The organism is Rhizobium sp. BT03, from assembly GCF_030053155.1.
In the GTDB taxonomy this organism is placed as follows: Bacteria; Pseudomonadota; Alphaproteobacteria; order Rhizobiales; family Rhizobiaceae; genus Rhizobium.
This window is the reverse complement of the sequence record NZ_CP125643.1, coordinates 40,826-65,648: the sequence shown is the minus strand read 5'-3', so window position 1 is coordinate 65,648 and position 24,823 is coordinate 40,826. Positions and strand designations below refer to the sequence as shown.

Annotated in this window: 8 protein-coding genes and 9 pseudogenes; 5 read left to right on the top strand and 12 right to left on the bottom strand. The window is 57.7% G+C overall.

The features are described from left to right. Window positions 1-102: 102 nt before the first annotated feature. Window positions 103-1,388 (top strand): annotated as a pseudogene (locus QMO80_RS27630) (helix-turn-helix domain-containing protein). A gap of 335 nt (window positions 1,389-1,723) precedes the next feature. On the opposite strand, the gene QMO80_RS27625 reads toward QMO80_RS27630, so the two are convergent. The 4 genes and pseudogenes from QMO80_RS27625 to QMO80_RS33060 form a co-directional block, all read right to left on the bottom strand. After that, window positions 1,724-2,890: an IS110-like element ISRel9 family transposase gene (locus tag QMO80_RS27625; RefSeq protein WP_011053406.1), complete on the bottom strand. Its 1,167-nt coding sequence runs from the start codon at window positions 2,888-2,890 to the stop codon at window positions 1,724-1,726. 284 nt (window positions 2,891-3,174) lie between these two features. Next, on the bottom strand, window positions 3,175-6,198 hold the full coding sequence (locus QMO80_RS27620) for a Ulp1 family isopeptidase (protein ID WP_237351515.1): 3,024 nt from the start codon (window positions 6,196-6,198) through the stop codon (window positions 3,175-3,177). Window positions 6,199-7,338: 1,140 nt separating this feature from the next. Next, window positions 7,339-9,819: a Ulp1 family isopeptidase gene (locus QMO80_RS27615; protein WP_283201250.1), complete on the bottom strand. Its 2,481-nt coding sequence runs from the start codon at window positions 9,817-9,819 to the stop codon at window positions 7,339-7,341. A gap of 402 nt (window positions 9,820-10,221) precedes the next feature. Beyond that, window positions 10,222-10,444 (bottom strand): annotated as a pseudogene (locus tag QMO80_RS33060) (hypothetical protein); the annotation flags it as partial. 88 nt (window positions 10,445-10,532) lie between these two features. On the opposite strand from QMO80_RS33060, the gene istA reads away from it, so the two are divergent. Both istA and istB read left to right on the top strand, forming a co-directional pair. Beyond that, entirely contained in the window at window positions 10,533-11,819 is a 1,287-nt protein-coding gene (gene istA / locus QMO80_RS27610; RefSeq protein ID WP_016737538.1) for an IS21 family transposase, read from the top strand. After that, a pseudogene (gene istB, locus QMO80_RS27605) lies at window positions 11,819-12,614 on the top strand (IS21-like element ISSme2 family helper ATPase IstB). The gene istA and the pseudogene istB overlap by 1 nt, the downstream one beginning before the upstream one ends. Window positions 12,615-13,116: 502 nt before the next feature. Here istB and QMO80_RS27600 read toward each other — a convergent pair. Continuing rightward, window positions 13,117-15,165, bottom strand: a complete 2,049-nt coding sequence (locus QMO80_RS27600; protein WP_283201253.1) for a Ulp1 family isopeptidase — start codon at window positions 15,163-15,165, stop codon at window positions 13,117-13,119. Between the two features lie 381 nt (window positions 15,166-15,546). Further along, a pseudogene (locus QMO80_RS27595) lies at window positions 15,547-16,057 on the bottom strand (transposase); the annotation flags it as partial. A 523-nt stretch (window positions 16,058-16,580) separates the two neighbouring features. Between QMO80_RS27595 and QMO80_RS27590 the strand changes: the two are divergent. Beyond that, window positions 16,581-17,468: a hypothetical protein gene (locus QMO80_RS27590; RefSeq protein ID WP_064812001.1), complete on the top strand. Its 888-nt coding sequence runs from the start codon at window positions 16,581-16,583 to the stop codon at window positions 17,466-17,468. A gap of 117 nt (window positions 17,469-17,585) precedes the next feature. On the opposite strand, the pseudogene QMO80_RS27585 reads toward QMO80_RS27590, so the two are convergent. Continuing rightward, a pseudogene (locus tag QMO80_RS27585) lies at window positions 17,586-17,850 on the bottom strand (LLM class flavin-dependent oxidoreductase); the annotation flags it as partial. 455 nt (window positions 17,851-18,305) lie between these two features. Beyond that, window positions 18,306-18,943: pseudogene (locus QMO80_RS27580) on the bottom strand (nuclear transport factor 2 family protein). 776 nt (window positions 18,944-19,719) lie between these two features. On the opposite strand from QMO80_RS27580, the pseudogene QMO80_RS27575 reads away from it, so the two are divergent. Beyond that, window positions 19,720-20,277: pseudogene (locus tag QMO80_RS27575) on the top strand (radical SAM protein); the annotation flags it as partial. A 209-nt stretch (window positions 20,278-20,486) separates the two neighbouring features. Here the strand turns inward: QMO80_RS27575 and QMO80_RS27570 are convergent. The 4 genes and pseudogenes from QMO80_RS27570 to QMO80_RS27555 all read right to left on the bottom strand — a co-directional run bounded on the left by QMO80_RS27570 (window position 20,487) and on the right by QMO80_RS27555 (window position 24,793). Beyond that, a complete protein-coding gene (locus tag QMO80_RS27570; protein WP_012489527.1) occupies window positions 20,487-21,497 on the bottom strand; it encodes a LysR substrate-binding domain-containing protein in 1,011 nt (336 codons plus the stop codon). Window positions 21,498-21,736: 239 nt separating this feature from the next. After that, a pseudogene (locus QMO80_RS27565) lies at window positions 21,737-22,015 on the bottom strand (carbamoyltransferase N-terminal domain-containing protein); the annotation flags it as partial. 823 nt (window positions 22,016-22,838) lie between these two features. Further along, window positions 22,839-23,033: pseudogene (locus QMO80_RS27560) on the bottom strand (hypothetical protein); the annotation flags it as partial. 143 nt (window positions 23,034-23,176) lie between these two features. Continuing rightward, entirely contained in the window at window positions 23,177-24,793 is a 1,617-nt protein-coding gene (locus QMO80_RS27555; RefSeq protein ID WP_012489526.1) for a hypothetical protein, read from the bottom strand. Window positions 24,794-24,823: the final 30 nt, after the last annotated feature.

Sequence of the window (24,823 nt, the reverse complement as noted above, 5' to 3'; positions counted from 1 at the left end):
CGCAGTTCGGCATGAACTCACACCGCAAAGTTAGAATGTCCTGATTCTGCAAAGTAAGAATGTCACTCTCTCCCCGTTTTCGATGACGGCGGAGATTTGCGGATGGGATTGATTGCGATGAGCGAGCGTGATCTGCAGCGGATCGAGGTTCTGTCGAAGGTGATCGCCGGCCGGATGACGCTGGTGTCTGCGGCGCATGTGCTTGATTTGAGCGAGCGCCAGGTGCGGCGGCTGTTGGATCGCATCAGCACCGACGGCGCGGCCTCGATCCGCCATAAGGCGATTGGCCGGCCGTCGAACAACCGGATCAGCGACGGTGTTCGGGATTACGCGGTGACGCTGGTTCGTGAACGATATGCGGATTTCGGTCCGACGTTGGCCGCCGAGAAGCTTGCCGAGCGCGATGGATTGCGTGTGTCGCGCGAGACGTTGCGCAGTTGGATGTCGGAGGCCGGCCTGTGGCTGTCACGCAAGCAGCGGCGGACGTTTCATCAGCCGCGGTTGCGGCGAGAAGCCTATGGCGAGCTGGTACAGATCGACGGGTCCGAGCATCGCTGGTTTGAAGATCGTGGAGATCCGTGCTCGCTCTTGGTGTTCGTCGACGATGCCACGGGCAAGTTGATGCAGTTGCGGTTCGTGCGCTCTGCCTTTTATTCCGACAAGCACTCGGTCTTCCGGGTGACGAAGAAGGAGGCCAAGGGTGGTCAGGGCATGACCCAGTTCGGGCACTCTCGGAGCTAAATATCGAGATTCTCTGTGCAAACTCCAGCCAGGCCAAAGGCCGTGTCGAGCGGATGAACCGGACGCTGCAGGATCGTCTGGTCAAGGAATTGCGACTGGCAGGCAATGCATTTCTGCCGGGCTTCATGGTGGACTACAATGGGCGGTTTGCGATTGTCCCTGCCCGATCCGATGACCTGCACCGGCCGGTAAATCTTGCACCGGATCGGTTGAAAGAGATCCTGTGCAAACGCGAGCAGCGCTATGTCGGATCGCAGCTGACGTTTTCGTTTGAGCGCAAGCGGATCATGCTGGTGGAAAGCGAGGTGACGCGCGGATTGGCTGGTCGCTATGTCGAGACCTATGCCTATGCGGACGGCCGGCTCGATGTGCGGTGGAAGGGACACTCCCTGCCCTACAAGGTGTTCGACAAGGACCAGCGGGTGACGCATGCGGCGATCGTCGAGAACAAGCGGCTCGGCGATGTTCTGGCCTATATCAAGGAGCGGCAGGAGCAGCAATCGAAGCCTGTGGTAAAGAGCAATAGCGAGATGAACGGCTATGTGCGACGTGCTCACGGTCCGGGACGGCGGAAGGATTTTACGAACGATCCGGCCGTCATCGAACGCCATAAAGCTGCGCTGGCAAAGCGCGATGCTGCCGAGTGAGGCGTCGATCGCATCGTCTTAAAGCTCACATGAGGATTTTGCCGTCAAGATCAATCATAGTTTCATAGCTTGTTCCCTTCAATTTCGTTTCGAACCCATGGTCTGAGCCACTTTGCTTGACGCGGCACGTTTCCGTCACCGGTTCAAACTCACATACGGTCGCCGTTTTGTCCGGCAGCACCATTATCCCGCTTGCGTAGCGGCAAGGCTCAGGAGAACGGGACCAATCTAAAGCGCGGCATTTAAAGCCCGACTTTGAGGCGGTTCGCTCACCTGGATCCGCCAGGAGTGATCAGTCCTGGAAGATTTGTGTATTCGGCAATCTTTTGGGGTCGTCAGGCGGTCTTCATGACAGCCCCCTCGATGACAACACCCGCGGTGACAAACTTCCACAGTGCGATAAGGAGTTTGCGCGCCAGGGCCACTATCGCGGCTTTTTTTAAGCGTCCACCATTCGACTGAACCCGATCCACAAACCAACGGCTAAGCGCTGATGCTGGCTGATTGCGTAGCCACAACCAAGACAGTTGGATCATCGTGGTGCGCAGCCGAGGGTTTCCTGCCTTTGAGACACCCTGTTCGTGGTCGATGGTCCCGCTCATCCATGGGGTTGGTGTCAAACCTGCATAGGCGGCAATCTGCCGCCGATTATCAAAATGCCGGGACAGGGCTTCGGTCCAAAGAACGGCGGCAAATTCAGCGCCAACACCCTTCAAGGACAGCAGCATCGCTGCGGGCGAGGTTGCCTCAACCGCTGGCTGCTCGTCCATCGATAGGAGAGAATTACGCTCGCTCTCCACTGCAGCGATCTGTTCTAGCAGCAACTCGAGACGGTCGAGTTCGCGATTGATTTGAGCCTTCAGGTGTTTCGGTAACTCGCGCCCATCTCCGGTCTGGAGTTCCTCCAGCCGCTGACGGCGATCCTTACGGAGCGGTTGATAGCCGCTGACGCCTTGAGCGAAGAGTAGCCCCTTCACGCGATTGACATGCCTGACCCGCTCAGCAATCAAAACTTTGCGTTCCCGGCAAATCCGACGTCGATCTTCGTCCTTCGGATCTGGCGCTCTGACCATCGCACATACGCGAGGCTCGCCGCGCTTGAATGCAAGCAATGTGCGCGTCAGAGCCTCTCCATCGATCTTGTCGGTCTTGGCACGCCGACGTCGACGGGAAGTCGCGATCGAAGCTGCGTCGACGACGTAACTTTCGATGCCGTGAGTCTCCAGCACGCGGTGTATCCAGAAGCCGTCCAATCCTGCCTCCTGGATCGTCACGATGGGAAATAACTTCCCTGTTCTCAACCGCGCCTTCTGTTGTAGCTGCTCAAATCGATCCAGCAGCTCGGCTACATTGCCACCGGCCACTACGTGCTTCGACATCTTCTCGCCACTGCCAGGCGACAGCGAAGTGATCAACCAGGTCGATCGGCTCAGTTCCAATGATACAAAAATTGCGCCAAGATCAATGCGGACAGCGGTCGGATGAATGGATGCAGGTTCCATAAACTGCTCCTCCTGAGCGAGTGTTTTGATGCAACCTCACTCTGCCAGAGCGGCGGCCGCTGTTCACTCCTCATGGGATCTAAAGCCGATGGGCGCCCCTCACCCGCCCCCGCTCCGCCCTTTCAACCCGGCCCAGCCGGTCGGATCGGGGCTGATCATCAGAGCCAGCGTCGCGTTTCTAACTGGCTGACAATGTCGCCCCTCTAATCAGCTTTGACAGCAATTGTAACCGCAAAGTTAGAATGTAAGAACGACTGGCATCTATTGCTCGATCCATCTCCACCCTATTGCAGGAAAAGGTAAATGTCGCTCTGCATGCCTGATGGCCCCAGAGTGGCCGTGTAGGGCACACCATGGATACTGAAGTTGGTGGGTTTGTCCGCGCTCGGCAGCAAGTCAAACAAGTACATTGCAGGCAGAAGGTCATCTGGTACCGGTTGATTGCCGTGTTGCCAGCTCGGAGGGACAAATCCTCCCAAGTCGTCCACAGGCAGCGTGTACTGTGGGGTGCCGAAGATCGATGCCCCCAAGCTTTGCTCCCATGGTGCGTCTGGCGGATTGACGCTTTGCACCGGTGAATAGGCAGCTGACGGCAAATCCTGCCGGAAGGTCGCTGTATTCCAGCTATCGGGAAGCTGGCCGGGTTGACCCACTCCATGCCAAAACTCTGCGGGATCGGCGATCTGTGTGGAGGACTCCGGTTCAGCCGCCGCAGCCCCCGCTCGAGCACTGTTGGTCGCGGTGCTCAGACGTCGTTGGAGTTGCTCCCGATCGGCGACGAGGTTGTCGAGGTGCAGCACGGCTGGCCGGTCTCTTCGCGCCAGACGTCTAACGAGCGCCCGCGTGCCGTCAACCACGAAGACTCCGCAATCATAGCCGTTCCGCTGTTGGGTCATGCGGACGGGCTCCAGACGGGTACCCAACCTTTGTGCGAGCATTGCTGCAAACTCGTCGTTCTGGCCCCGGAAGGAGTCATAGTGATAGGCAGCCGGCCCCTCGCGGTTGCGACGGTCAACGAGTAGCAGCGACCAATGGGTGCCGCGGTGATCAGGATCCGAAGCACTGGCATCGCTCACTGGAAGGAACAGGAAGTCGGCTGTATCTCTTCCATTCTGATCATTAACGATGCGCTGGAAAGCGCTCAGCGCGGTGCTCTCATCGCCCAGGCGCAGATGATAATGGGCTATCAGGGGATCGATAAGCCGCGTCCTGGCTGCGAGATCCGGATCGTTTCGCTGCAAGTCCTGCATTAGCAGCTCATAATCCGTCTGGATATGCTGGTCGCCCAGCCATTCGATATGGTCGAGCGACAATCCGCTGCGGCTTTCGATCGATGGATCAACCTGCTGCAGCGGCGAAGTTGATCTGAACTCGGCACGTGAATCCGAACGGCCGTCCAGACCGGCCGGTTCGCGGCCACTTGCCGGCTCAGGGGACAACCCCGACGCTGCGTTCGCCTCAACGACTTGCTGGTACTGCCGAAGCCGCTTGAAAGAGATAGTGTGTTTTCCCATGTCTTCGGTGAAGTCTTGGTAATCTTTTTTCAACGACCATTGCTGCTGATCACTGCCGTTGAGCCGGCTCGCTATGCTCTCCCTACCCCTGGTTTGCAGCCAATCACTAAACTTTCGTTGATTGCTGGCCAGTCTCCAGACGACTCTCCTCTTGGAAGTCGAGGCCGATCCGAGCTTGCTCAGCTCTTCGTTGGCCAAGGCATCAATCATGAGGGCGTCGTCGGGATAAGGATGATGCTGTTTCAACTGCGACTCAGCGCCTAGATACTGCCGCAGCCGATCGAGACTCACGTTTATTTTTACTTCAACGTTAGTAGTAAATTCCCTAAAATCGTCCTTCAACGACCGTTGCTGCTCATCACTGCCAGTCAGGCGACTGCTTATGCTCCCCCGACCATTCTTTCGGAGCCAATTACTAAACCTCCGTTGATTGCTGGCCAGATTCAAGACGCCTTTCCTCTTGGAAGTCGAGTCCGGTCCGAGCTTGCTCAGCTCTTCATTGGCGAAGCCATCAATCATGCGGGTGTCGTCGGGATAAGGATCATGCTGTTTCAACTGCGACTCGGCGCCTAGATACTGTCGCAGCCGATCGAAACCCACGCTTATTTTTACTTCAACGTTAGTAGTAAATTCCCTAAAATCGTCCTTCAACGACCGTTGCTGCTCATCACTGCCAGTCAGGCGACTGCTTATGCTCCCCCGACCATTCTTTTGGAGCCAATCACTAAACCTCCGTTGATTTATCGCCATATTCTGGACAACTTTCCTCTTGGAAGTCGAGTCCGGTCCGAGCTTGCTCAGCTCTTCGTTGGCCAAGCCATCAATCATGAGGGCGTCGTCGGGATAAGGATTATGCTGTTTCAACTGGGACTCGGCGCCTAGATACTGCCGCAGCCGATCTAAACTCACGACCACTTTTCCCTCGGCCTCGGTAAATTTCCTAAAATCCTCCTGCAACGACCGTTGCTGCTGATCAGTACCCGTGAGTCGGCTGACTATGCTCCCCCTACCCTCCCTTTTGAGCCAATCGCTAAACTTTCGTTGGTTACTGGCATTTTTCTGAGAAATCGAGACCGGTCCGAACTTACTCAGCTCTTCCTTGGCCAAGCTATCAATGACGCGGGCGTCATCGGGATAGGGATCATGAATTCGGCGGCCCATCAGGCGCGGCCCAGCTCCAACGGCTTGGAGTTCTTGCCCCTCAGGTCCGAGCCTCCTGAAATGAGACAGCGCTGAGTTAAGACGGTTCTGATCGTCCTCACCGCTTGCCCAATAATCCGCGATATCAACGGCTAGTGAATCTGGATCGTTTAAAAACCGAGAAGCCATCGAATCTCTGTTTGCTGCTCGGAGCCAACGAGCGAACCTCCTAAGAATCCCTAAATTGTTCTCGACGGTAGCCTCGGGAACCCTTCCGTCCCCTCGGCCGATGCTACCGTCGGGTAGAATTTCATAGCCTCGGACTGCTTCCGCGAACTGGTTGATGCGGGTCTCGTCATCGGGATGCATGTCCCGGTCGGCGGGGCGACCACGCTTGGCGCCGACGCGAACCTTGGTTGAGGCCACGTGAGTCTCCGTTGCGGCATCGACGTCTTGCTGCCCCGAACCCCTCTCCGGCGCCAGCGACTGCGGCGTCACTCGCATCGAACCGCCCACGGATCTGCGACGCGGCACACGGTCGCCGGCGTCACTATCGTGCGAACCGAGGCGTAAGTCGCTCGGATCCTGTTCCATGTCTCGGCTCTCTGAATAGTAGTCCTCGATCCAGGCGTCCGTATCGAAAGCTCCGGTCACGCCTTCGATCCACCCACTTACTTCGCGAGAATCGTCATCGCGCGGCTGGTTCCGTCTTGGGTACATCGATGCCGGTCCTCCGGAAATTCAAATTTGGAACCTCGATCCTAATGCCTGCCGACCGCCGCCCAGCATGCTAAAGCCAGATCCAATCATGCCCTCAAGGCATGGCCGAACACCATATGGCGACGGCTTGCCGACAATCGTCTGCACTCGACCATCAGGCCGGCACATGGCTTGAGAGGCTCGCCAGCAGTTTCGGGTGATGTGTGGAACATGCAGCGCGAAGGGTGCCGTCAGAATTTCCGATTCCAACCAATCTTTCCGCCGGCCTTTCTGATTTCGCCGCCTCAGGCAACGGAACCATTGCGGTGTAGCTGCTGACAGAACCCGTTGCGCGCCTGATAGTTATGCGACCTATGGGGCGGCGATCAGGATGAGACGCGCGCGACAATCTGGATGAGATTCTTATGTCGCGGTCGGGATGAAGTTATCATGTTGATTGTCGCTGGCAAGAGCTTCATCGTGGTCTGATTGCCGCTCCGCGACAAACTGTGCGGTGCCTTTGATTGTCGCGAATGAGGCTGGCCTGCCGCGCCGGCGTTTGACCCCCATGGGTGGAACGTCGTCGATAGCTTTCAACGTTCATTTCGAATGATCGTTGCGTGATGAACAAGTCGGTCCACCGCGGCACCCGCCCGCAGGCATTAGTTGCAGGATACGGGGTCGGCATCGAGTACCCAACTCACACGTTGGCTCATGATCGCCGCATGAAATGCATCCGGCGCCATGGGGGGGTCGTCCGGGCCTGAAGCCATAGTAGAACCCGCAAAGGATAGGCCGTCATCGACGGCACTAAGCACTTCAGCGACCGCGCCAGCATCCTTCGCACCCGAGGCTCTTCCCGCATCCGTATCTGTCTACACTTCAGATGCGACAGCCGTCGCCTCTTGGGATGCTGGCCAAACGTCACGTTTTGAAGGAAGACGGACGACGTGCACATTCGATGTTGCCCCGGCACTGGGGATCGTCTCATCTGGGTTGGCGCGCTGCACGTGGCCGCGTAAAAACGGATTCTCTCTCAACGGTTTGGTGCTTTTTCAAGAACCACTGGCATCTATTGCTCGATCCATCTCCACCCTATTGCAGGAAAAGGTAAATGTCGTTCTCCATGCCTGATGGCCCCAGAGTGGCCGTGTAGGGCACACCATGGATAGTGATGCTGGTCTGGGGTTTGTCCGCGCTCGGCAGCAACTCAAGCCAGGACATCGCAAGCCGAAGGCCAGCCTGTGCCGGTTGATTGCGGTGTTGCCAGCTCGGAGGGACAGCTCCTCCCAAGTCGTCCACAGGCAGCGTGTACTGTGGGGTGCCGAAGATCGATGCCCCCAAGCTTTGCTCCCATGGTGCGTCTGGCGGATTGACGCTTTGCACCGGTGAATAGGCGGCTGACGGCAAATCCTGCCGGAAGGTCGCTGTATTCCAGCTATCGGGAAGCTGGCCGGGTTGACCCACTCCATGCCAAAACTCTGCGGGATCGGCGATCTGTGTGGAGGACTCCGGTTCAGCCGCCGCAGCCCCCGCTCGAGCACTGTTGGTCGCGGTGCTCAGACGTCGTTGGAGTTGCTCCCGATCGGCGACGAGGTTGTCGAGGTGCAGCACGGCTGGCCGGTCTCTTCGCGCCAGACGTCTAACGAGCGCCCGCGTGCCGTCAACCACGAAGACTCCGCAATCATAGCCGTTCCGCTGTTGGGTCATGCGGACGGGCTCCAGACGGGTACCCAACCTTTGTGCGAGCATTGCTGCAAACTCGTCGTTCTGGCCCCGGAAGGAGTCATAGTGATAGGCAGCCGGCCCCTCGCGGTTGCGACGGTCAACGAGTAGCAGCGACCAATGGGTGCCGCGGTGATCAGGATCCGAAGCACTGGCATCGCTCACTGGAAGGAACAGGAAGTCGGCTGTATCTCTTCCATTCTGATCATTAACGATGCGCTGGAAAGCGCTCAGCGCGGTGCTCTCATCGCCCAGGCGCAGATGATAATGGGCTATCAGGGGATCGATAAGCCGCGTCCTGGCTGCGAGATCCGGATCGTTTCGCTGCAAGTCCTGCATTAGCAGCTCATAATCCGTCTGGATATGCTGGTCGCCCAGCCATTCGATATGGTCGAGCGACAATCCGCTGCGGCCTTCGATCGATGGATCAACCTGCTGCAGCGGCGAAGTTGATCTGAACTCGGCACGTGAATCCGAACGGCCGTCCAGACCGGCCGGTTCCCGGCCACTTGCCTGCTCAGGGGACAACCCCGACGCTGCGTTCGCCTCAACGACTTGCTGGTACTGCCGAAGCCGCTTGAAAGAGATAGTGTGTTTTCCCATGTCTTCGGTGAAGTCTTGGTAATCTTTTTGCAACGACTGTTGCTGCTGATCAGTACCGGTGAGTCGGCTGACTATGCTCTCCCTGCCCTCCCTTTGGAGCCAAGCGCTAAACTTTCGTTGATTGCTGGCCATATTCCAGACAACATTCCTCTTGGAAGTCGAGTTCGATCCGAGCTTGCTCAGCGCTTCCTTGGCTAGGTCATCAATGATGCGGGCGTCGTCGGGATAAGGATGATGCTGTTTCAACTGCGACTCGGCGCCTAGATACTGCCGCAGCCGATCGAAACTCACGACCACTTTTTTTCCTTCCTCCTTGGTAAAGGCCCTAAAATCCTCCTTCAACGACTGTTGCTGCTCATCACTGCCGGTGAGCCGGCTGACTATGCTCTCCCTGCCCTCCCTTTTGAGCCAAGCGCTAAACTTTCGTTGGTGACTGGTATTATTCCGGGAAGTCGAGACCGGTCCGAACTTACTCAGCTCTTCCTTGGCCAAGCTATCAATGACGCGGGCGTCGTCGGGATAAGGATCATGTATCTGGCGCCCCATCAGGCGCGGCCCAGGTCCAACGGCTTGGAGTTCTTGCCCCTCAGGCGCGAGCCTCCTGAAATGAGACAGTGCTGACTTAAGACGGTTCCGACCATCCCCACCGCTTGCCAAATAATAATCCGCGATATCAACGGCTAGTGAATCTGGATCGTTTAAAAGCCGAGAAGCCATCGAATCTCTGTTCTCTGCTCGGAGCCAACGAGCGAACCCCCTAAGAACCCATAAATTGTTCTCGACGGTAGCCTCGGGAACCCTTCCGTCCCCTCGGCCGACGCTACCGTCGGGTAGAATTTCGTAGTTTCGGACTGCTTCCGCGAACTGGTTGATGCGGGACTCGTCATCGGGATGCATGTCCCAGTCGGCGGCGCGACCACGCTTGGCGCCGACGCGAACCTTGGTTGAGACCACGTGAGTCTCCGTTGCGGCATCGACGTCTTGCTGCCCCGAACCCCTCTCCGGCGCCAGCGACTGCGGCGTCACTCGCATCGAACCGCCCACGGATCTGCGACGCGGCACACGGTCGCCGGCGTCACTATCGTGCGAACCGAGGCGTAAGTCGCTCGGATCCTGTTCCATGTCTCGGCTCTCTGAATAGTAGTCCTCGATCCAGGCGTCCGTATCGAAAGCTCCGGTCACGCCTTCGATCCACCCACTTACTTCGCGAGAATCGTCATCGCGCGGCTGGTTCCGTCTTGGGTACATCGATGCCGGTCCTCCGGAAATTCAAATTTGGAACCTCGATCCTAATGCCTGCCGACCGCCGCCCAGCATGCTAAAGCCAGATCCAATCATGCCCTCAAGGCATGGCCGAACACCATATGGCGACGGCTTGCCGACAATCGTCTGCACTCGACCATCAGGCCGGCACATGGCTTGAGAGGCTCGCCAGCAGTTTCGGGTGATGTGTGGAACATGCAGCGCGAAGGGTGCCGTCAGAATTTCCGATTCCAACCAATCTTTCCGCCGGCCTTTCTGATTTCGCCGCCTCAGGCAACGGAACCATTGCGGTGTAGCTGCTGACAGAACCCGTTGCGCGCCTGATAGTTATGCGACCTATGGGGCGGCGATCAGGATGAGACGCGCGCGACAATCTGGATGAGATTCTTATGTCGCGGTCGGGATGAAGTTATCATGTTGATTGTCGCTGGCAAGAGCTTCATCGTGGTCTGATTGCCGCTCCGCGACAAACTGTGCGGTGCCTTTGATTGTCGCGAATGAGGCTGGCCTGCCGCGCTGGCGTTTGGCCTCCATGGCGGAACGTCGTCGACAGCTTTCGACGTTCATTTCGAATGATCGTTGCGTGATGAACAAGTCGGTCCACCGCGGCACCCGCCCGCAGGTGTCAGGCGAAATGAGAAACTGACCCCCTAACGAAATGAAGAACTGCCCCCTCGTGTGACAACGAGGAGAGATGGATGACAAGTGCGATTTCAGCGCATCCTGCATCGTGGGGAACGATGCAGGGCGAAGATATGCTTGAGGCAGATGAGGTGGTGGCAATGTTGCGGCTGCACGAGCTTGGTTGGGGTGCCAAGCGTCTATCGAAGGAATTTGGATGTGCTCGCAACACTGTCCGTCGATATCTTCGTGAGGGTGGAGCGGTACCCTTCAAGAAGCCGGTTCGGAGGAGTGCTTTTGATGGCCTTGATGATTGGCTTCGTGAACGCTTCTTTCGCCATGATGGCAATGCCGATGTGATCCGGCAGGAGCTGGCGAGCGAGCATGGAATTATCATCGGTTTGCGTTCGGTAGAGCTTCGAGTCCGGGAATGGCGGCGGGAACTCAAGGCGCAAAAGCGTGCGACAGTGCGGTTTGAAACGCCGCCTGGTCGTCAGTTGCAGATCGACTTCGGGCAGACGCGTGTCTGGATCGGTGACGAGCGGCTTCGGGTAAACGTCTTTGTCGCCACGCTAAGCTATTCCAGACGCATTCATATCCGTGCCTCATTGAGAGAAGGGCAGACAGATTGGTTCGAGGGGATGGAAGGCGCGTTTCTTCGGTTTGGCGGCGTTCCCGTTGAGGTTTTGCTGGATAATGCGAAGGCACTTGTCGAACATCACGACGCGGTTAGCCGGGAGGTTCGCTTCAATGCGCGACTCTGGGCGTTTGCCCGTTACTGGGGCTTCGCGCCACGCGCTTGCGCTCCCTACCGGGCGCGAACAAAGGGGAAGGACGAGCGCGGGGTCGGGTACGTCAAGAAGAATGCTATCGCTGGTCGCCGGTTTGAGAACTGGGCTTCGTTCGAGGCGCACCTTGACCGATGGATACGAGAGATCGCAGACCGACGAGAACACGGCACGACTGGTGAAGCACCAATTGAACGCTTTGCTGCGGAGGCCGAAGCCCTTCGGCCGCTATCCGGCCGCGTACCGTTTGGACAACTACGCGACCTCGTGCGCAAAGTGCAGGCGGACTGCGCCATCGATCTCGACACAAACAGCTATTCCGTACCCTGGCGTCTCATCGGCGAGAGCGTCCAAGTCGTTGTATTGGCTGGCCGTGTAATTATCCGTCACGCTGGCCAGGTTGTGGCCGATCATCCTCTCTGCCAGGGACGGCGACAACGGATCGTCGACCGGGATCACTTTGTTGGCTTCGCGGGTAGCGAAGGACTGGTTCGCACCGCTCCAGTCGAGCTGGCACCAGCCGCCTTGCTGCGACCTCTTGCGGAATACGAGGCCGTTGTTGGAGGTGGCTGGTGATGACGACCGTCGATCACGATTTACTCATCGCGACACTCGATCGGCTAAAGCTGACGGCGATCCGCGATCAACTCGACACGTTGCTGGACGAGGCGCTCGAAGATGACGTTGCGCGAAGCTCTGGCGTTCCTGGTCTCACGAGAGATTGCCCGGCGCGATGAACGGCGCATCTCGATGTCGAGCAAGTTGGCGCAGTTCCCCTTCGTACGCGAACTCGATGGCTTCGACTTCGAGGCACAGCCCTCGCTGGATCGAGGACAGATCAGGGAGCTGTCAACCTGCCGCTGGATTGCTCACGGCGACACCGTCCTATTCCTCGGACCTCCGGGCACCGGTAAGACGCACCTTGCTGTCAGTCTTGGCCGAGAAGCAATCCGCCAGAACTACAACGTTCAATTCGTCACGGCGGCCACTCTGGTTGCGATGCTCGCCAAGGCCCATAACGATGGCTCATTGGACAAGCAGTTGACAATCCTATCGCGGCCGAAACTGCTGATCATCGACGAGCTGGGATATCTGCCCTTCGAAGCTAACGCCGCCCACCTGTTCTTCCAACTGGTCTCTCGCCGCTATGAAAGGGGATCGATCCTGATTACCTCCAATCGATCGGTCGGAGAGTGGGGGAGCGTCTTTGGAGACCCTGTCGTCGCCACCGCGATATTGGACCGCCTGCTGCACCATTCGACGGTGATCACCATCCGAGGTGATAGCTACAGGCTTCGCGAAAAGCGCCGTTCCGGCCTTCTGCAGAAGGCCGGAACAGCGCTTGAGACAAACGAAACAGCAAATCAATGAAGGGGTCAGTTCTTCGTTTCGCCTACGGGGTCAAATCTTCACTTCGCTTGACAGCAGGCATAGTTTGATAGTTGCAGGATACGGGGTCGGCATCGAGCACCCAACTCACACGTTGGCTCATGATCGCTGTATGAAATGCATCCGGCGCCATGGGCGGGTTTCGTCCTGGCCTGAAGCCATAGTAGAACCCGCAAAGGGTAGGCCGTCATAGACGGCACTAAGCACTTCAGCGACCGCGCCAGCATCCTTCGCACCCGAGGCTCTTCCCGCATCCGTATCTGTCTACACCTCAGATGCGACAGCCGTCGCCTCTTGGGATGCTGGCCAAACGTCACGTTTTGAAGGAAGACTGGCGACGTGCACATTCGATGTCGCCCCCGGCACTGGGGATCGTCTCATCTGGGTTGGCGCGCTGCACGTGGCCGCGTAAAAACGGATTCTCTCTCAACGGTTTGGTGCTTTTCAAGAACGACTGGCATCTATTGCTCGATCCATCTCCACCCTATTGCAGGAAAAGGTAAATGTCGCTCTGCATGCCTGATGGCCCCAGAGTGGCCGTGTAGGGCACACCATGGATACTGAAGTTGGTGGGTTTGTCCGCGCTCGGCAGCAAGTCAAACAAGTACATTGCAGGCAGAAGGTCATCTGGTACCGGTTGATTGCCGTGTTGCCAGCTCGGAGGGACAAATCCTCCCAAGTCGTCCACAGGCAGCGTGTACTGTGGGGTGCCGAAGATCGATGCCCCCAAGCTTTGCTCCCATGGTGCGTCTGGCGGATTGACGCTTTGCACCGGTGAATAGGCAGCTGACGGCAAATCCTGCCGGAAGGTCGCTGTATTCCAGCTATCGGGAAGCTGGCCGGGTTGACCCACTCCATGCCAAAACTCTGCGGGATCGGCGATCTGTGTGGAGGACTCCGGTTCAGCCGCCGCAGCCCCCGCTCGAGCACTGTTGGTCGCGGTGCTCAGACGTCGTTGGAGTTGCTCCCGATCGGCGACGAGGTTGTCGAGGTGCAGCACGGCTGGCCGGTCTCTTCGCGCCAGACGTCTAACGAGCGCCCGCGTGCCGTCAACCACGAAGACTCCGCAATCATAGCCGTTCCGCTGTTGGGTCATGCGGACGGGCTCCAGACGGGTACCCAACCTTTGTGCGAGCATTGCTGCAAACTCGTCGTTCTGGCCCCGGAAGGAGTCATAGTGATAGGCAGCCGGCCCCTCGCGGTTGCGACGGTCAACGAGTAGCAGCGACCAATGGGTGCCGCGGTGATCAGGATCCGAAGCACTGGCATCGCTCACTGGAAGGAACAGGAAGTCGGCTGTATCTCTTCCATTCTGATCATTAACGATGCGCTGGAAAGCGCTCAGCGCGGTGCTCTCATCGCCCAGGCGCAGATGATAATGGGCTATCAGGGGATCGATAAGCCGCGTCCTGGCTGCGAGATCCGGATCGTTTCGCTGCAAGTCCTGCATTAGCAGCTCATAATCCGTCTGGATATGCTGGTCGCCCAGCCATTCGATATGGTCGAGCGACAATCCGCTGCGGCCTTCGATCGATGGATCAACCTGCTGCAGCGGCGAAGTTGATCTGAACTCGGCACGTGGATCCGAACGGCCGTCCAGACCGGCCGGTTCCCGGCCACTTGCCTGCTCAGGGGACAACCCCGACGCTGCGTTCGCCTCAACGACTTGCTGGTACTGCCGAAGCCGCTTGAAAGAGATAGTGTGTTTTCCCATGTCTTCGGTGAAGTCTTGGTAATCTTTTTGCAACGACTGTTGCTGCTGATCAGTACCGGTGAGTCGGCTGACTATGCTCTCCCTGCCCTCCCTTTGGAGCCAAGCGCTAAACTTTCGTTGATTGCTGGCCATATTCCAGACAACATTCCTCTTGGAAGTCGAGGCCGATCCGAGCTTACTCCGCTCTTCGTTGGCCAAGGCATCAATAATGAGGGCGTCGTCGGGATAGGGAACATGAATTCGGCGCCCCATCAGGCGCGGCCCAGGTCCAACGGCTTGGAGTTCTTGCCCCTCAGGCGAGAGCCTCCTGAAATGAGACAGTGCTGAGTTAAGACGCTTACGATCGTCCCCACCGTTTGCCCAGTAATCCGCGATATCACCGGCTAGCGAATCTGGATCGTTTAAAAACCGAGAAGCCATCGAATCTCTGTTTTCTGCTCGGAGCCAACGAGCGAACCTCCTAAGAATCCCTAAATTGTTCTCGACGGTAGCCTCGGGAACCCTTCCGTCCCCTCGGCCGACGCTACCGTCGGGTAGAATTTCGTAGTTTCGGACTGCTTCCGCGAACTGGTTGATGCGGGTCTCGTCATCGGGATGCATGTCCCGGTCGGCGGGGCGACCACGCTTGGCGCCGACGCGAGCCTTGGTTGAGACCACGTGAGTCTCCGTTGCGGCATCGACGTCTTGCTGCCCCGAACTCCGCGACGACGTCTTGCCGCTGCTCAATCCGAACGCCTTCTTGAACCCTGACGCCATGCGCGACGTAAATCCGCGGCGTTTGCCCTGCGGCGCCGCGGCGACTTCGCCCGCCTCCGCCATATTGCTCGATGTCTTGCTCCCCGAGCCGCCGAATCGCAAGCTGCTGGAGCCCGCCCGAGAGACGTCTATGCTGTGGCGGGCGCCGCTCAACGAGTTCTCCGGCGCCAACGACTGCGGCGTCACTCGCATCGAACCGCCCACGGATCTGCGACGCGGCACACGGTCGCCGGCGTCACTGTCGTGCGAACCGAGGCGCAAGTCGCTCAGATCCTGTTCCACATCTCGTCTCTGTGAATTGTACTCCCGGATCCAGGCGTCCGTATCGAAAGCTCCGGTCACGCCTTCGATCCACTCACTTACTTCGCGAGAATCGTCATCGCGCGGCTGGTTCCGTCTTGGGTACATCGATGCCGGTCCTCCGGAAATCAAATTTGGAACCTCGATCCTATTGACGCCGGACGGCTCTCCTTCCCGTCGAAGCAGGACGAACAGTCGCCGATAGCCGAAACGCCGACGCTCGTTTGCAAGGTCACGCAGCTTTGCCCGCAGCGCCACCTCCGGCGGTCGGCAGGACCGATAACGCACCGTCTTGCGGTCGGCGGATATGATCTGGCAGGCCCGCCGCTCCGAAAGACCCATCACGGCCTTCAGATGCGTGACGGCTTCACGCTTGGCGGCAGGCCCTACCATTTTTTTTTGCAAGAAGCTCGCGGAGCGCGGCCGCATCCAGCATCTGTTCGGCCAGCAGCTTTTTCAGCCTGGCGTTCTCGTCCTCAAGCGCCTTCAGCCGCTTGGCCTCGGACACTTCCATACCACCGTATTTGGCTTTCCAGTTGTAAAACGTCGCTTCCGAAATCCCGTGCTTACGGCAGAGGTCGGCCGCCTTCGCGCCTGCCTCCTGCTCCTTCAGTACCGCAATTATCTGCTCTTCGGTAAACCTCTGCTTCTTCATTCGTCCGTCCTTTGATGGGCCGGACTCTAATCAATTCTGGAGGAAATTCGCAGTGGCAGGTCACCTTCACCACCTAAGGGGTCACGTGGCTCCGCTTTTCCAAAGCATTTTAGAATATCGATTTTGCATGATGGCGACCAGTCCGGTTGCACTAGCATATGCGTAATCTGCAATTGGAGACCAACAACGGTGAAAACAGAACAGGCCCGCGGGGCGGTAAATTTTCCGAGACGCCTCTAACATTCAAGCTAATCTTAGCCCTGCCGCGGCGCAGACACCTCCGACGGACTGTCAGCCGATTCGACGATGGTCTGGCGAAGGGAGCCACGCTTTCGCGGATCCTCGAGGCTTGGGCTGAGGTAAAGGGATCAGGAGCGGCGCATGCAACGCGCACCGCCCGCTTCATCGAGTCTAGCAGTCACGTATCCGCTTTATAGGCCGGACATGTGAGCGCACCGTTCCCATGTGAAGCGACTGAAAAGAATGCGCTTCATCACACCTTTCACTCTCAGGAGAGACCGCCATGGATAACTCAGAACGATCGCTGCGCTACAACATTTCCGAGGAAGATGATCGCACCCGGGCCATGGCGGGGTGGATCGAGAATATGACCGGGGCACAAACGCTTACGGGCATGCCGTCCCGATCAACGCCAGATCCCCATGCTCTTTCGCCTTCGTCGCCAACGCGACCATACTCGCTCTCTTCCGAACCTCCAATTAAGGTGCTCGACAGATCGACATTTGCCAGAAAAGTAAGGGAATTTTACGGTGATGAAATCAAGCACATTTCCGTCAATCCACAAGAGTACTCGCCCTTCGTGTCCTCTAAAGCCCTGCGTACGGCTACCATCGCTCGACTCTACGGCGGCACCGACAATGATACGCCCAGCGCGCGATATTTCAGCTATGATCTGGGAGAACGAAGCGTTGGGCTTTTAAGAACAGAGGATGGATTTAGCATCGAAAACGAGCCGTGGCGGGAACTATTTCCCGGTCGAAGAAGAATCACGTCGATTGCAGACCTTCGCGTTACTCATCCGCTTGTCGAGAACGCAGGCGATATTCTGCTCGAACATCAACTTCAACTCGACGGCGAACAGCCGTTGATCATGTCACGTCCCGCTACGCCGGAGATGGGAACCCGTCTAGAGCAGATGGGTTTCGTTAATGTGGGTGAAAATCGCTGGGTGCTCGACCCTACGCAACATCCCGACAAGTGGACAAAGAATAGCAAGGGTGGATGGCAGCGCGCCGACAAACCTTGGAGTTATCTCTCTAAAACCGTGGAGTATCTTAGCGACGATGAAGCAGGTGTCGAGGAGCATTCGAGTGACGCCAGTGTCGAGACAGATTCATCCGATGATGACCCGTCTTGGTACTTCGAACACCTCAATTTGAACCGCGGCTAAAAGCTTGCCTCATCGTGAGGACTTTTTGCGCCGCCGGCTGAGTTGATACGCCCTTGTATTACGGGAGGACGCAGGCGAAGATTAGAGACTGCAATAATTGCTGCGACTCTCTGCGACGGCCCGCCTCATGCTGCACTCCGATCCTGCCGCGATGCAGATTGGCGGGGCTGGCTTCTGGGTGGTCCGCAACGATATCGCCGTTGGGGGTATCTTCTGATAATGGCCGTCGGGTTCGAAAACCTTCTGGTTGAGCCCCTAAAAGATCACCCAGGTACTCCCCAGGCGCCTCATGAATAACGACACCGAAGCGCTTGAACTCGAATCGCTCGTATCCGGACCCGTCGCCAAGCCCAAGGCGACCGTCCGACACGATGTCGATGAATGATCGACGTGCGAGCTGACCGGAAACCGCAAGGTCCGGTCGACATCATCGGGACGCGCCCATGGGCCCCATCGGCACGCGTCGGCGAATAGCGGCGAGATCCGTCTCGTCGGCGCGTTCCAGTTCTCGACCATCGGCGTGCGCACATAGCCGAGCTCTTATGGCCGTCAGGCCCACTCGACGCGACGCCAACTCGCATGCCAAACTTTTCGTGATCAAGATCAGGCCCCTTCCAGGCAGCGTAGCCGTTGCGTCTGGGGCGCCCAGCAACCCGCCCAGCGAGGCCACATTGAAGATCGCAGGGCCGCGCGGCAACGCCGCACCGCACCGTTCCGCTTCCAGGAAGATCCACGGCAACGACAATGTCGCCGTTTGTCGCAAAGGCATCGACCAGAGCGCGGCCAATCCCGCCTGCAGCGCGTGTAATGACGGCGGGTGTCTGCTTGCTTCATGGATTAGCTTCTCCTGCTCCGGCGTATGCGATCTAACGCTAAAGGAGCCAGATGACAGCAAGTTAGCACCACGTCCCGGAAAAGAAGAGTTCGGCACCAGCTGAACGCGCCGCTATTCCGCCTCGGCTTTTCATGCTCTTTGCCGCTTCCGAGCGTATAGACCGGGTCGTTAGAATGCGATGTTCCGATCGGCTGCCTGAAACCGAACCGCTCAAACTCTGGCGACGCCGCCTGCTGTGTCTGCTCCTCGAGCCAATCATAGACCACTGTGCGGTCGGCAATTCTCCACTCCCCTTCCCTTTTCAGAAAATGGTCGCAATATCGACCACATAGGAGAAACCTGGCAACGTTTGATCCGGCCGCAGTCCGGCCCTCGTTGGAGCGCAGTGAAGTAGCTCTCGACAGGTGCTTCAGCCGGGCTGATAAACTCAATCAGAACGTTGGTGATCTGGTGGATGTTGCGCGGTTCGGTCTTGAAGACACCAAGCGTGAACTCAATGAATCCCTCGGCGGAGCCCGTGTACGCTCCGTGAACGTCCTGCGCATCAGGCCAGAAGGAGCTGCGCAGCCCCGCCTCGTCCGCCCGTCTATCCCGCGGCAATACCGATAGGACAGTCGCGGATCGTTTCGCGATCATGCAATTCGACCCATTTTCGTGGTCCATGGCCCGTCGCAAGTCTGGTCTTGAGTTGAAAATGGCGTTCTATGCATCTGCGAACGGACATTCGCGCCGTCGGCGCTTGACTTGGCCTCGCAATGCCACTTCCCAGGGAACGTCTGTGAACTCAAACAGCGTGCGTAGGACAGCAACTCCCGCGCAATCAAGGACCATTGGTGCGTTGGATTTTGTCTGCAAGAACAGCCAGGGCCTCTCTGCGCTTGTGTGGAAGGTAGCTAACGGTCCATTCGGCGACAATGCGATCGACGAGTTCGCCAGAAAGAGCCCAATGTCGACTGGATCCCCGTTTGCGGCCGCCGGGGCTGCCGGTGCCTGTCTCGGCGAAGTCTCCTCCAAAGCCTGTATCCGAACGATCCTGCCTGGCTCCCAATCGGGCTCGTCTGACCGAGCGGGAGCGGCTGATCGACGCGAGGGAGAAATCTGGGGCCAGGCGGCTCGCCTCTCGGCGTCACCCCACGTTAGGCTGGTTATGCCATCCGCGGGCATCAAATCGGGGTGAAAGAAAGTTCTAAGCCTGGTGTGGTCGAGCGGCCCGACCTGCCCTCCTCAACTCAAGCACTCGAGGCGAGCCGCCATTTTACCGGTGTAGGTCTATTGTCGAATGCCTGACAACCCTATGTCGGGTCGCAAATGGAGGGAACCGGACAAAAAACTCTAACCAATTGAAAACTAACGCAATTTTCATTGGCATGGCCCTTGCTTCTTGAACCGCGACGTTAAGCAGCAACGGAGCCTTTAATGCCCCCACCAATGATTTCGCTCAAGAACCTGACCAGCACGACAACTATGAACCAACTGCTGGCCACAGCGAAGTCCACTGCTTGCGCCGCGTCATTGTGCGGTTCGTCCGCAAAGCCGCACCACGTCGAGCCGGCTGTCTGGGAGAAAATCACGGACCTTTCCTGCTATTTAGAAAAAGCGCACTACTATTTCGCGCGCATGCACGTCGTAGCCGCACCAGCTTGCAATATCCAGTGCAACTACTGCAATAGTAAATACTGCGCCAACGAAAGCCGGCCTACGCCTGACCAGGCGCTGCGAAAGGTCGTTGCGGTCGCCAATGAAGTCCCTCAGCTTTCCGTGCTCTTTATCGCCGGACCAAGCGATGCCTGTTATGACCGGAAGAAGACAAAGGCGACATTTGCACGCGGAGCCACAGAGGTCCCCGATATCAAGCTGTGTCTTTCAACCAACGGTCCGGCAGTGCCAGACCGTGTCGGCGAGCCTGCTGACATAAATGTTGATCACTTGACGATCACCATCAAAATGGTCGATCCGAGAGCCGGCGCGAAGATATCCGCGCCACTGCAGGGCCGAGCCGCAGCTCAGCAGAAGCCCGGATACAAGCAGACCCCGCGAGCACATAGGCATCCAAGTCTCGATATTCGTCCAACATGCCTGGCACTCTCGGGCGCAGCAGCGCTGAGCTCTTGGTCATCTCCCCGCGCAAAATCCCCGTTTGCTCTCTTTGATGCTTCGGGAGCATCCCGATCACCGCTTCTGTGTCAGTCTGCTCCCGTCTCCAACGCTGCGGCGACCTCCTTGCGCAGCCATTTATGCTGCGGGTCGTGATGGCACCGCTCGTGCCAGATGAGCATGACCTTGTACGGTGCCGGCTCGAGGGGTGGATCAACAACCCTAAGCGGCAGCATCGCGGAAACTTGGGTCGCAACGCGGCGCGGGACGAGCAATACCAAATCCGTCCCCGAAGCCACCACCGCTGCCGTGAGAACGCTGGAAAAAAGTATGGGACTACGATCCTCTCGCAGGTTGGGCAAGTGGTCGTAGATCGGGCCGAAATGGTCGGGGGAGTCCGTACTGATGGCAGCGTGACGCAAGGTCGCGAAGTTGTCGATCGTCCATTCCTGCGCCAGCGCGGGATGGTCGTGGCGCAACAAACACGCGAAGCGGTCTGTATAGAGACTGCGCCGAAAATAGCCAGGCAGTTGCACGTCAATATGCCCAACGGCCAAATCAATATCACCTTGCTCAAGCCCCCGCACGGCACGATCAAACGGCAAACAGGCGAGTGTGTCGAGATGAGGGGCACGCTCGCGTAACCACGGCAGGAGGCGCGGTAGTACAGCCAAAGCTTGATGATCGGGGATCGCCAGCGTTGCCCCCCTCCCCCATTCTTTTGAGATTACGCTGCGGCTTGTCACCATCTCTCGGATCGTACGCAGTGCCGACGGCAGCCTTTGAGCCAAGTGTTCGCCTTGCGGCGTTGGGATCAAACCCGTTGAAGACCGCACCAGCAGGTCATCATTGAACATGCCGCGCAGCCTTCCCAGTGCCCGGCTCATCGCCGGTTGACTCCGCCCGATGTGCTGGCCCGCGTGCGTCACGTTCCGGTATTCGAGCAGAGCCTCGAGCGCGACCAGGAGGTTGAGGTCTATTGATGCCAAGTTTATCTGGTGTCCAGTGAGGCGCTCTCCTCTCCAATCTTGCAACATCTTTCGCCTATAAGCGAGTTGATCCGTCACCTCTTTTTCTACATAGCGTTTCATGACGTTCATTCCTCAACAATCAATTCCGGGTCCAACGTTTTCGAGTTCATCTCGGCGGTGGAGCGCGGGTGACAACCTCATGGCATTGTGCCATCACGCGTCCAAGGGGCGGCCAGATCTGTGTGACGATGGCGATCACATGGAACATCGGGGTGTCCCACAGGAATATAGCGCCCGTGTCGACTTCCCCGAGCCCGTTGCAACAGTCTCGGATCCGATGCTGGGGTGCTTGGGTGAAAGAGGCGCACGCGCTCGAGCACAGCGTTGCAATAGGCCTCGGTCGCATAATACGCGATGCGGTCGATGTCGCTCAGGTGAACACCTGCAGATGCGAGGCAATATTGAATCGAACGCATTGGTAACTTGTTGGAGTGCTTGATCCGGTTAAGGCGCTCCTCCTCGACCGCCGCTATCACTCGCCCGTCGCGAACGGGAACCGCAGCCCCATCGTGCATAAAGGTGCTCGGTAGATCGGACGAATTTTCGTAATCTTTGCTTAGACCGCCACTGAGCCCTAGACACAGCATGTTGCTCTCCAGTTCGTTTCGGAAGGTAGGTCGCTCTGGCCTGGCCACCGGCCTTCGTAGTTTCATAGGGTGGCGCTTGACAGTGCAGCTAGAGCTCACGGGGTCGAAGCCGATACCATTAGTGACCGGCGCGGCGACATTGCCGACAACCGATCCTGCGCAACCTTCTTGATCATTGTTGCGACGCCGCACAGAAACCCGGGCCGAAGCGCTTGCAGCAGAACTGCCTAACCTATCCACATCACTCAATCCTTCATATTTCGGCCCGACAGCCGCAAGAAAACATCACGAGGTTTGGTGGCCCTGCAAAAGGCGCAGACCAAGTCCTCGCGGCTGCGAGCGCGCCTGCTCTGGCTTCTAGTGATTGTGGGAGATGCACTCACAGGTTAGTCGACCAGGGAACAGTGCTTCTTGTGAGAGCCCTATCAGCACTGAAACGGGAGAAGCAACGGTGAAGATTCTGCCCGATCACGACCAGCGTAAGATAACAATCGAGGCCAGGCAACTGACAGAGGGCTCCAGGTCGAATTTCCAGCATCGTCTCCGCACCTGAGGACCCATTTTTTTAGAACTCCACATAATCTACACAGCGCTCTTCAGCGTTTTCTAAGGGCAATCGTTTTGAGCAGTAAAATCGTTTTTGTGGATGGAATGCGTGCAAAAAGGAATGGGTGGATTCATAGCAAGGCGAGCGGCACTTTCAAACAGCGGCCGTGATGATCAACGTTTACGGCAAATCCGCCTCCGACGTCGGTGCCGACGACCGACCTCCGAAATCCTCGTGTATCGTCGTACCCGCAACACTCCTTCTCTACTCTGGTTTTCAGCCGATAAACCTAGCCGCAGCTTCGCCAGTCGGCACGTCGATAAGCGTGATCGGGCTTGCTGCAAGGAAACGGCGTTGGTTGTTGGTCGGCGCTGCCGCATCCAGCACCGCAAAACGTGGTGCGTTGGATCGCGTCATGATCCGTCGGGCGTAGGTGCGCAGCATCTGGTCGTTGAAGCGGCAGCCGATGAAGAAGAGCCTCTGTTGGTGCGCCGCTCCTTCACCGCTTCGCTGACCCACCTGAGCGGCGGAACTCCTTCCGTCGCTGATGAGGCCGTTGATGGCCTGCTCGCCCGGCCTTCCGGTGGGTCGGCCGGCATCGAGACAGGCGATTATTACGCGGCGGGCGCGGCGCGCGAGGTTTCGATGCGCTTCAGTCCATCGGTGATGGCCGCGAGCCCTTCCCGCAGCGTCTGCCCTATAGTGCCCGGACCGATGTCGATTGGAGGATTGTCAAGCATGGCTACAATGTCGCTGCCGTTGAGATAATCGAGCTTCTTCTGGACTGTGGTTCGGACACGCTCGGTCGCGCTCGACAGTGCCTCACCGTTGCGTTCGGTGATGGCGGAGAGCTGATCTGAAAGCTCTCCTCCGAACTGCAGGAAGATGTCGTCGACATACCTCCACGTTCCGCCGCGGGCTTCCACATCGACCATCTGGTTGATCTTGCTCTTTACCTCATCCCGCAGCGTCAAGGCAGTGTCGAGATGAGCCTGCCATATAGCTATGATACTTTCGACCGAGTTCTCGATGGATTTGGTCCTTTCGGGCTGGTCTGCGATGCCAAGAAGGACCAGAAGTTGATCATCGTTACCGAGCCGCGGGACCACCGCTGCGATCAGACGCTCCACAACCGCGCGCCTACGGGCTGCATCGCCTAGTTCCTTCGGCCATTGCGACGACACTATCTTCGCAATCCTCTCAGAATTCGCGTTCTCTAGCGGATAAGAAAGCTGTCGCTCCTGAGCCTTTGCCTTGATCAGACGGAACAAGGACTCTACTACCTCGTCTTGATCGAGAGCGCCCGTTGGAACTCTGTTCAGATCGATCCCATTCACCACGACCTCTTCGCGGCGGTCGCCGTTTGTCTCGCCCTGCCCCGCCCCATCGGGCATGTCATCCACATATTGAAGATTTCGCAGATTCTCAGGATAGGCCAGCATCAACAGAAGTCGGCCGGCGAAGTTGTGCAGCGTTGCCTCCTGCTCTTCCGGAGGCGTCGCAGCCAGCACACGTTGCAGCCAATCCGCGATCTTCGTGGTCAGATGGGACAACTCTGCGGTCTGTCCCGCGCCAATTTGCGCGCTGAGACTTACTGCGTGATTGGAAATGGTCGCGGCCGCGGCGGCAATGCCCTCCTTCACTTCCGGGAGAAGCTGCTCCAGGAGCTCAGCCCCGCCTTCACGCTTGCTTCTCTCTTCAGTTTCTTCAACACTCCCTGCAGAGTTCCCTTCCGCGCTATCGAGCGCCGTCATCGGCCGATTGAATTCTTCAGAGTCGTCGGGTGGAAGAAATTGGGAGTTCTCCTCGGCGTTCATCTCAAACTGCTGAATGTCTTCTTCAGTTAAGATTCCTGCTTCCTGCATGTCAGGCAACCTCATGCGGAAGTTCACGAAATACTTCTTCATCACCTTTTGGACCTGCGGGAACCCGGCCTTTCCACCATCAGCCAACTTGACGAGGATAACGCCGTTTTCGTTCATCCTGCCCGTGCCTCTCCGCAGAAGCGAAAAGTTCTCCTTACTACTATCCTCATCATCTTCAAAAGGCATGTTTTTCAAAGTTTGTGCCAATCCATTGAGCTTTTTCTTACTCACCAGGACAGCAGGCTTCCGCAGATCGCCAACCGTGCCGACCGCAAAGCAGAACTCCAAATCCGCTCTGTTCTTCGTCTGGTCGATCAACTGCAGAAATTTCTTCGCTCTTGTCCTATTGTGCTTCATTCCGGCCATTATATCTCTCCAGTTTCCTGTTCTAGATCA

Bases quoted from the DNA above. Each gene is read 5' to 3' on its own strand.
- QMO80_RS27625 (WP_011053406.1), bottom strand. From the start codon at position 2,890: ATGGAACCTGCATCCATTCATCCGACCGCTGTCCGCATTGATCTTGGC.
- QMO80_RS27615 (WP_283201250.1), bottom strand. From the start codon at position 9,819: ATGTACCCAAGACGGAACCAGCCGCGCGATGACGATTCTCGCGAAGTA.
- istA (WP_016737538.1), top strand. From the start codon at position 10,533: ATGACAAGTGCGATTTCAGCGCATCCTGCATCGTGGGGAACGATGCAG.
- QMO80_RS27600 (WP_283201253.1), bottom strand. From the start codon at position 15,165: ATGGCGGAGGCGGGCGAAGTCGCCGCGGCGCCGCAGGGCAAACGCCGC.
- QMO80_RS27590 (WP_064812001.1), top strand. From the start codon at position 16,581: ATGGATAACTCAGAACGATCGCTGCGCTACAACATTTCCGAGGAAGAT.
- QMO80_RS27570 (WP_012489527.1), bottom strand. From the start codon at position 21,497: ATGAACGTCATGAAACGCTATGTAGAAAAAGAGGTGACGGATCAACTC.
- QMO80_RS27555 (WP_012489526.1), bottom strand. From the start codon at position 24,793: ATGGCCGGAATGAAGCACAATAGGACAAGAGCGAAGAAATTTCTGCAG.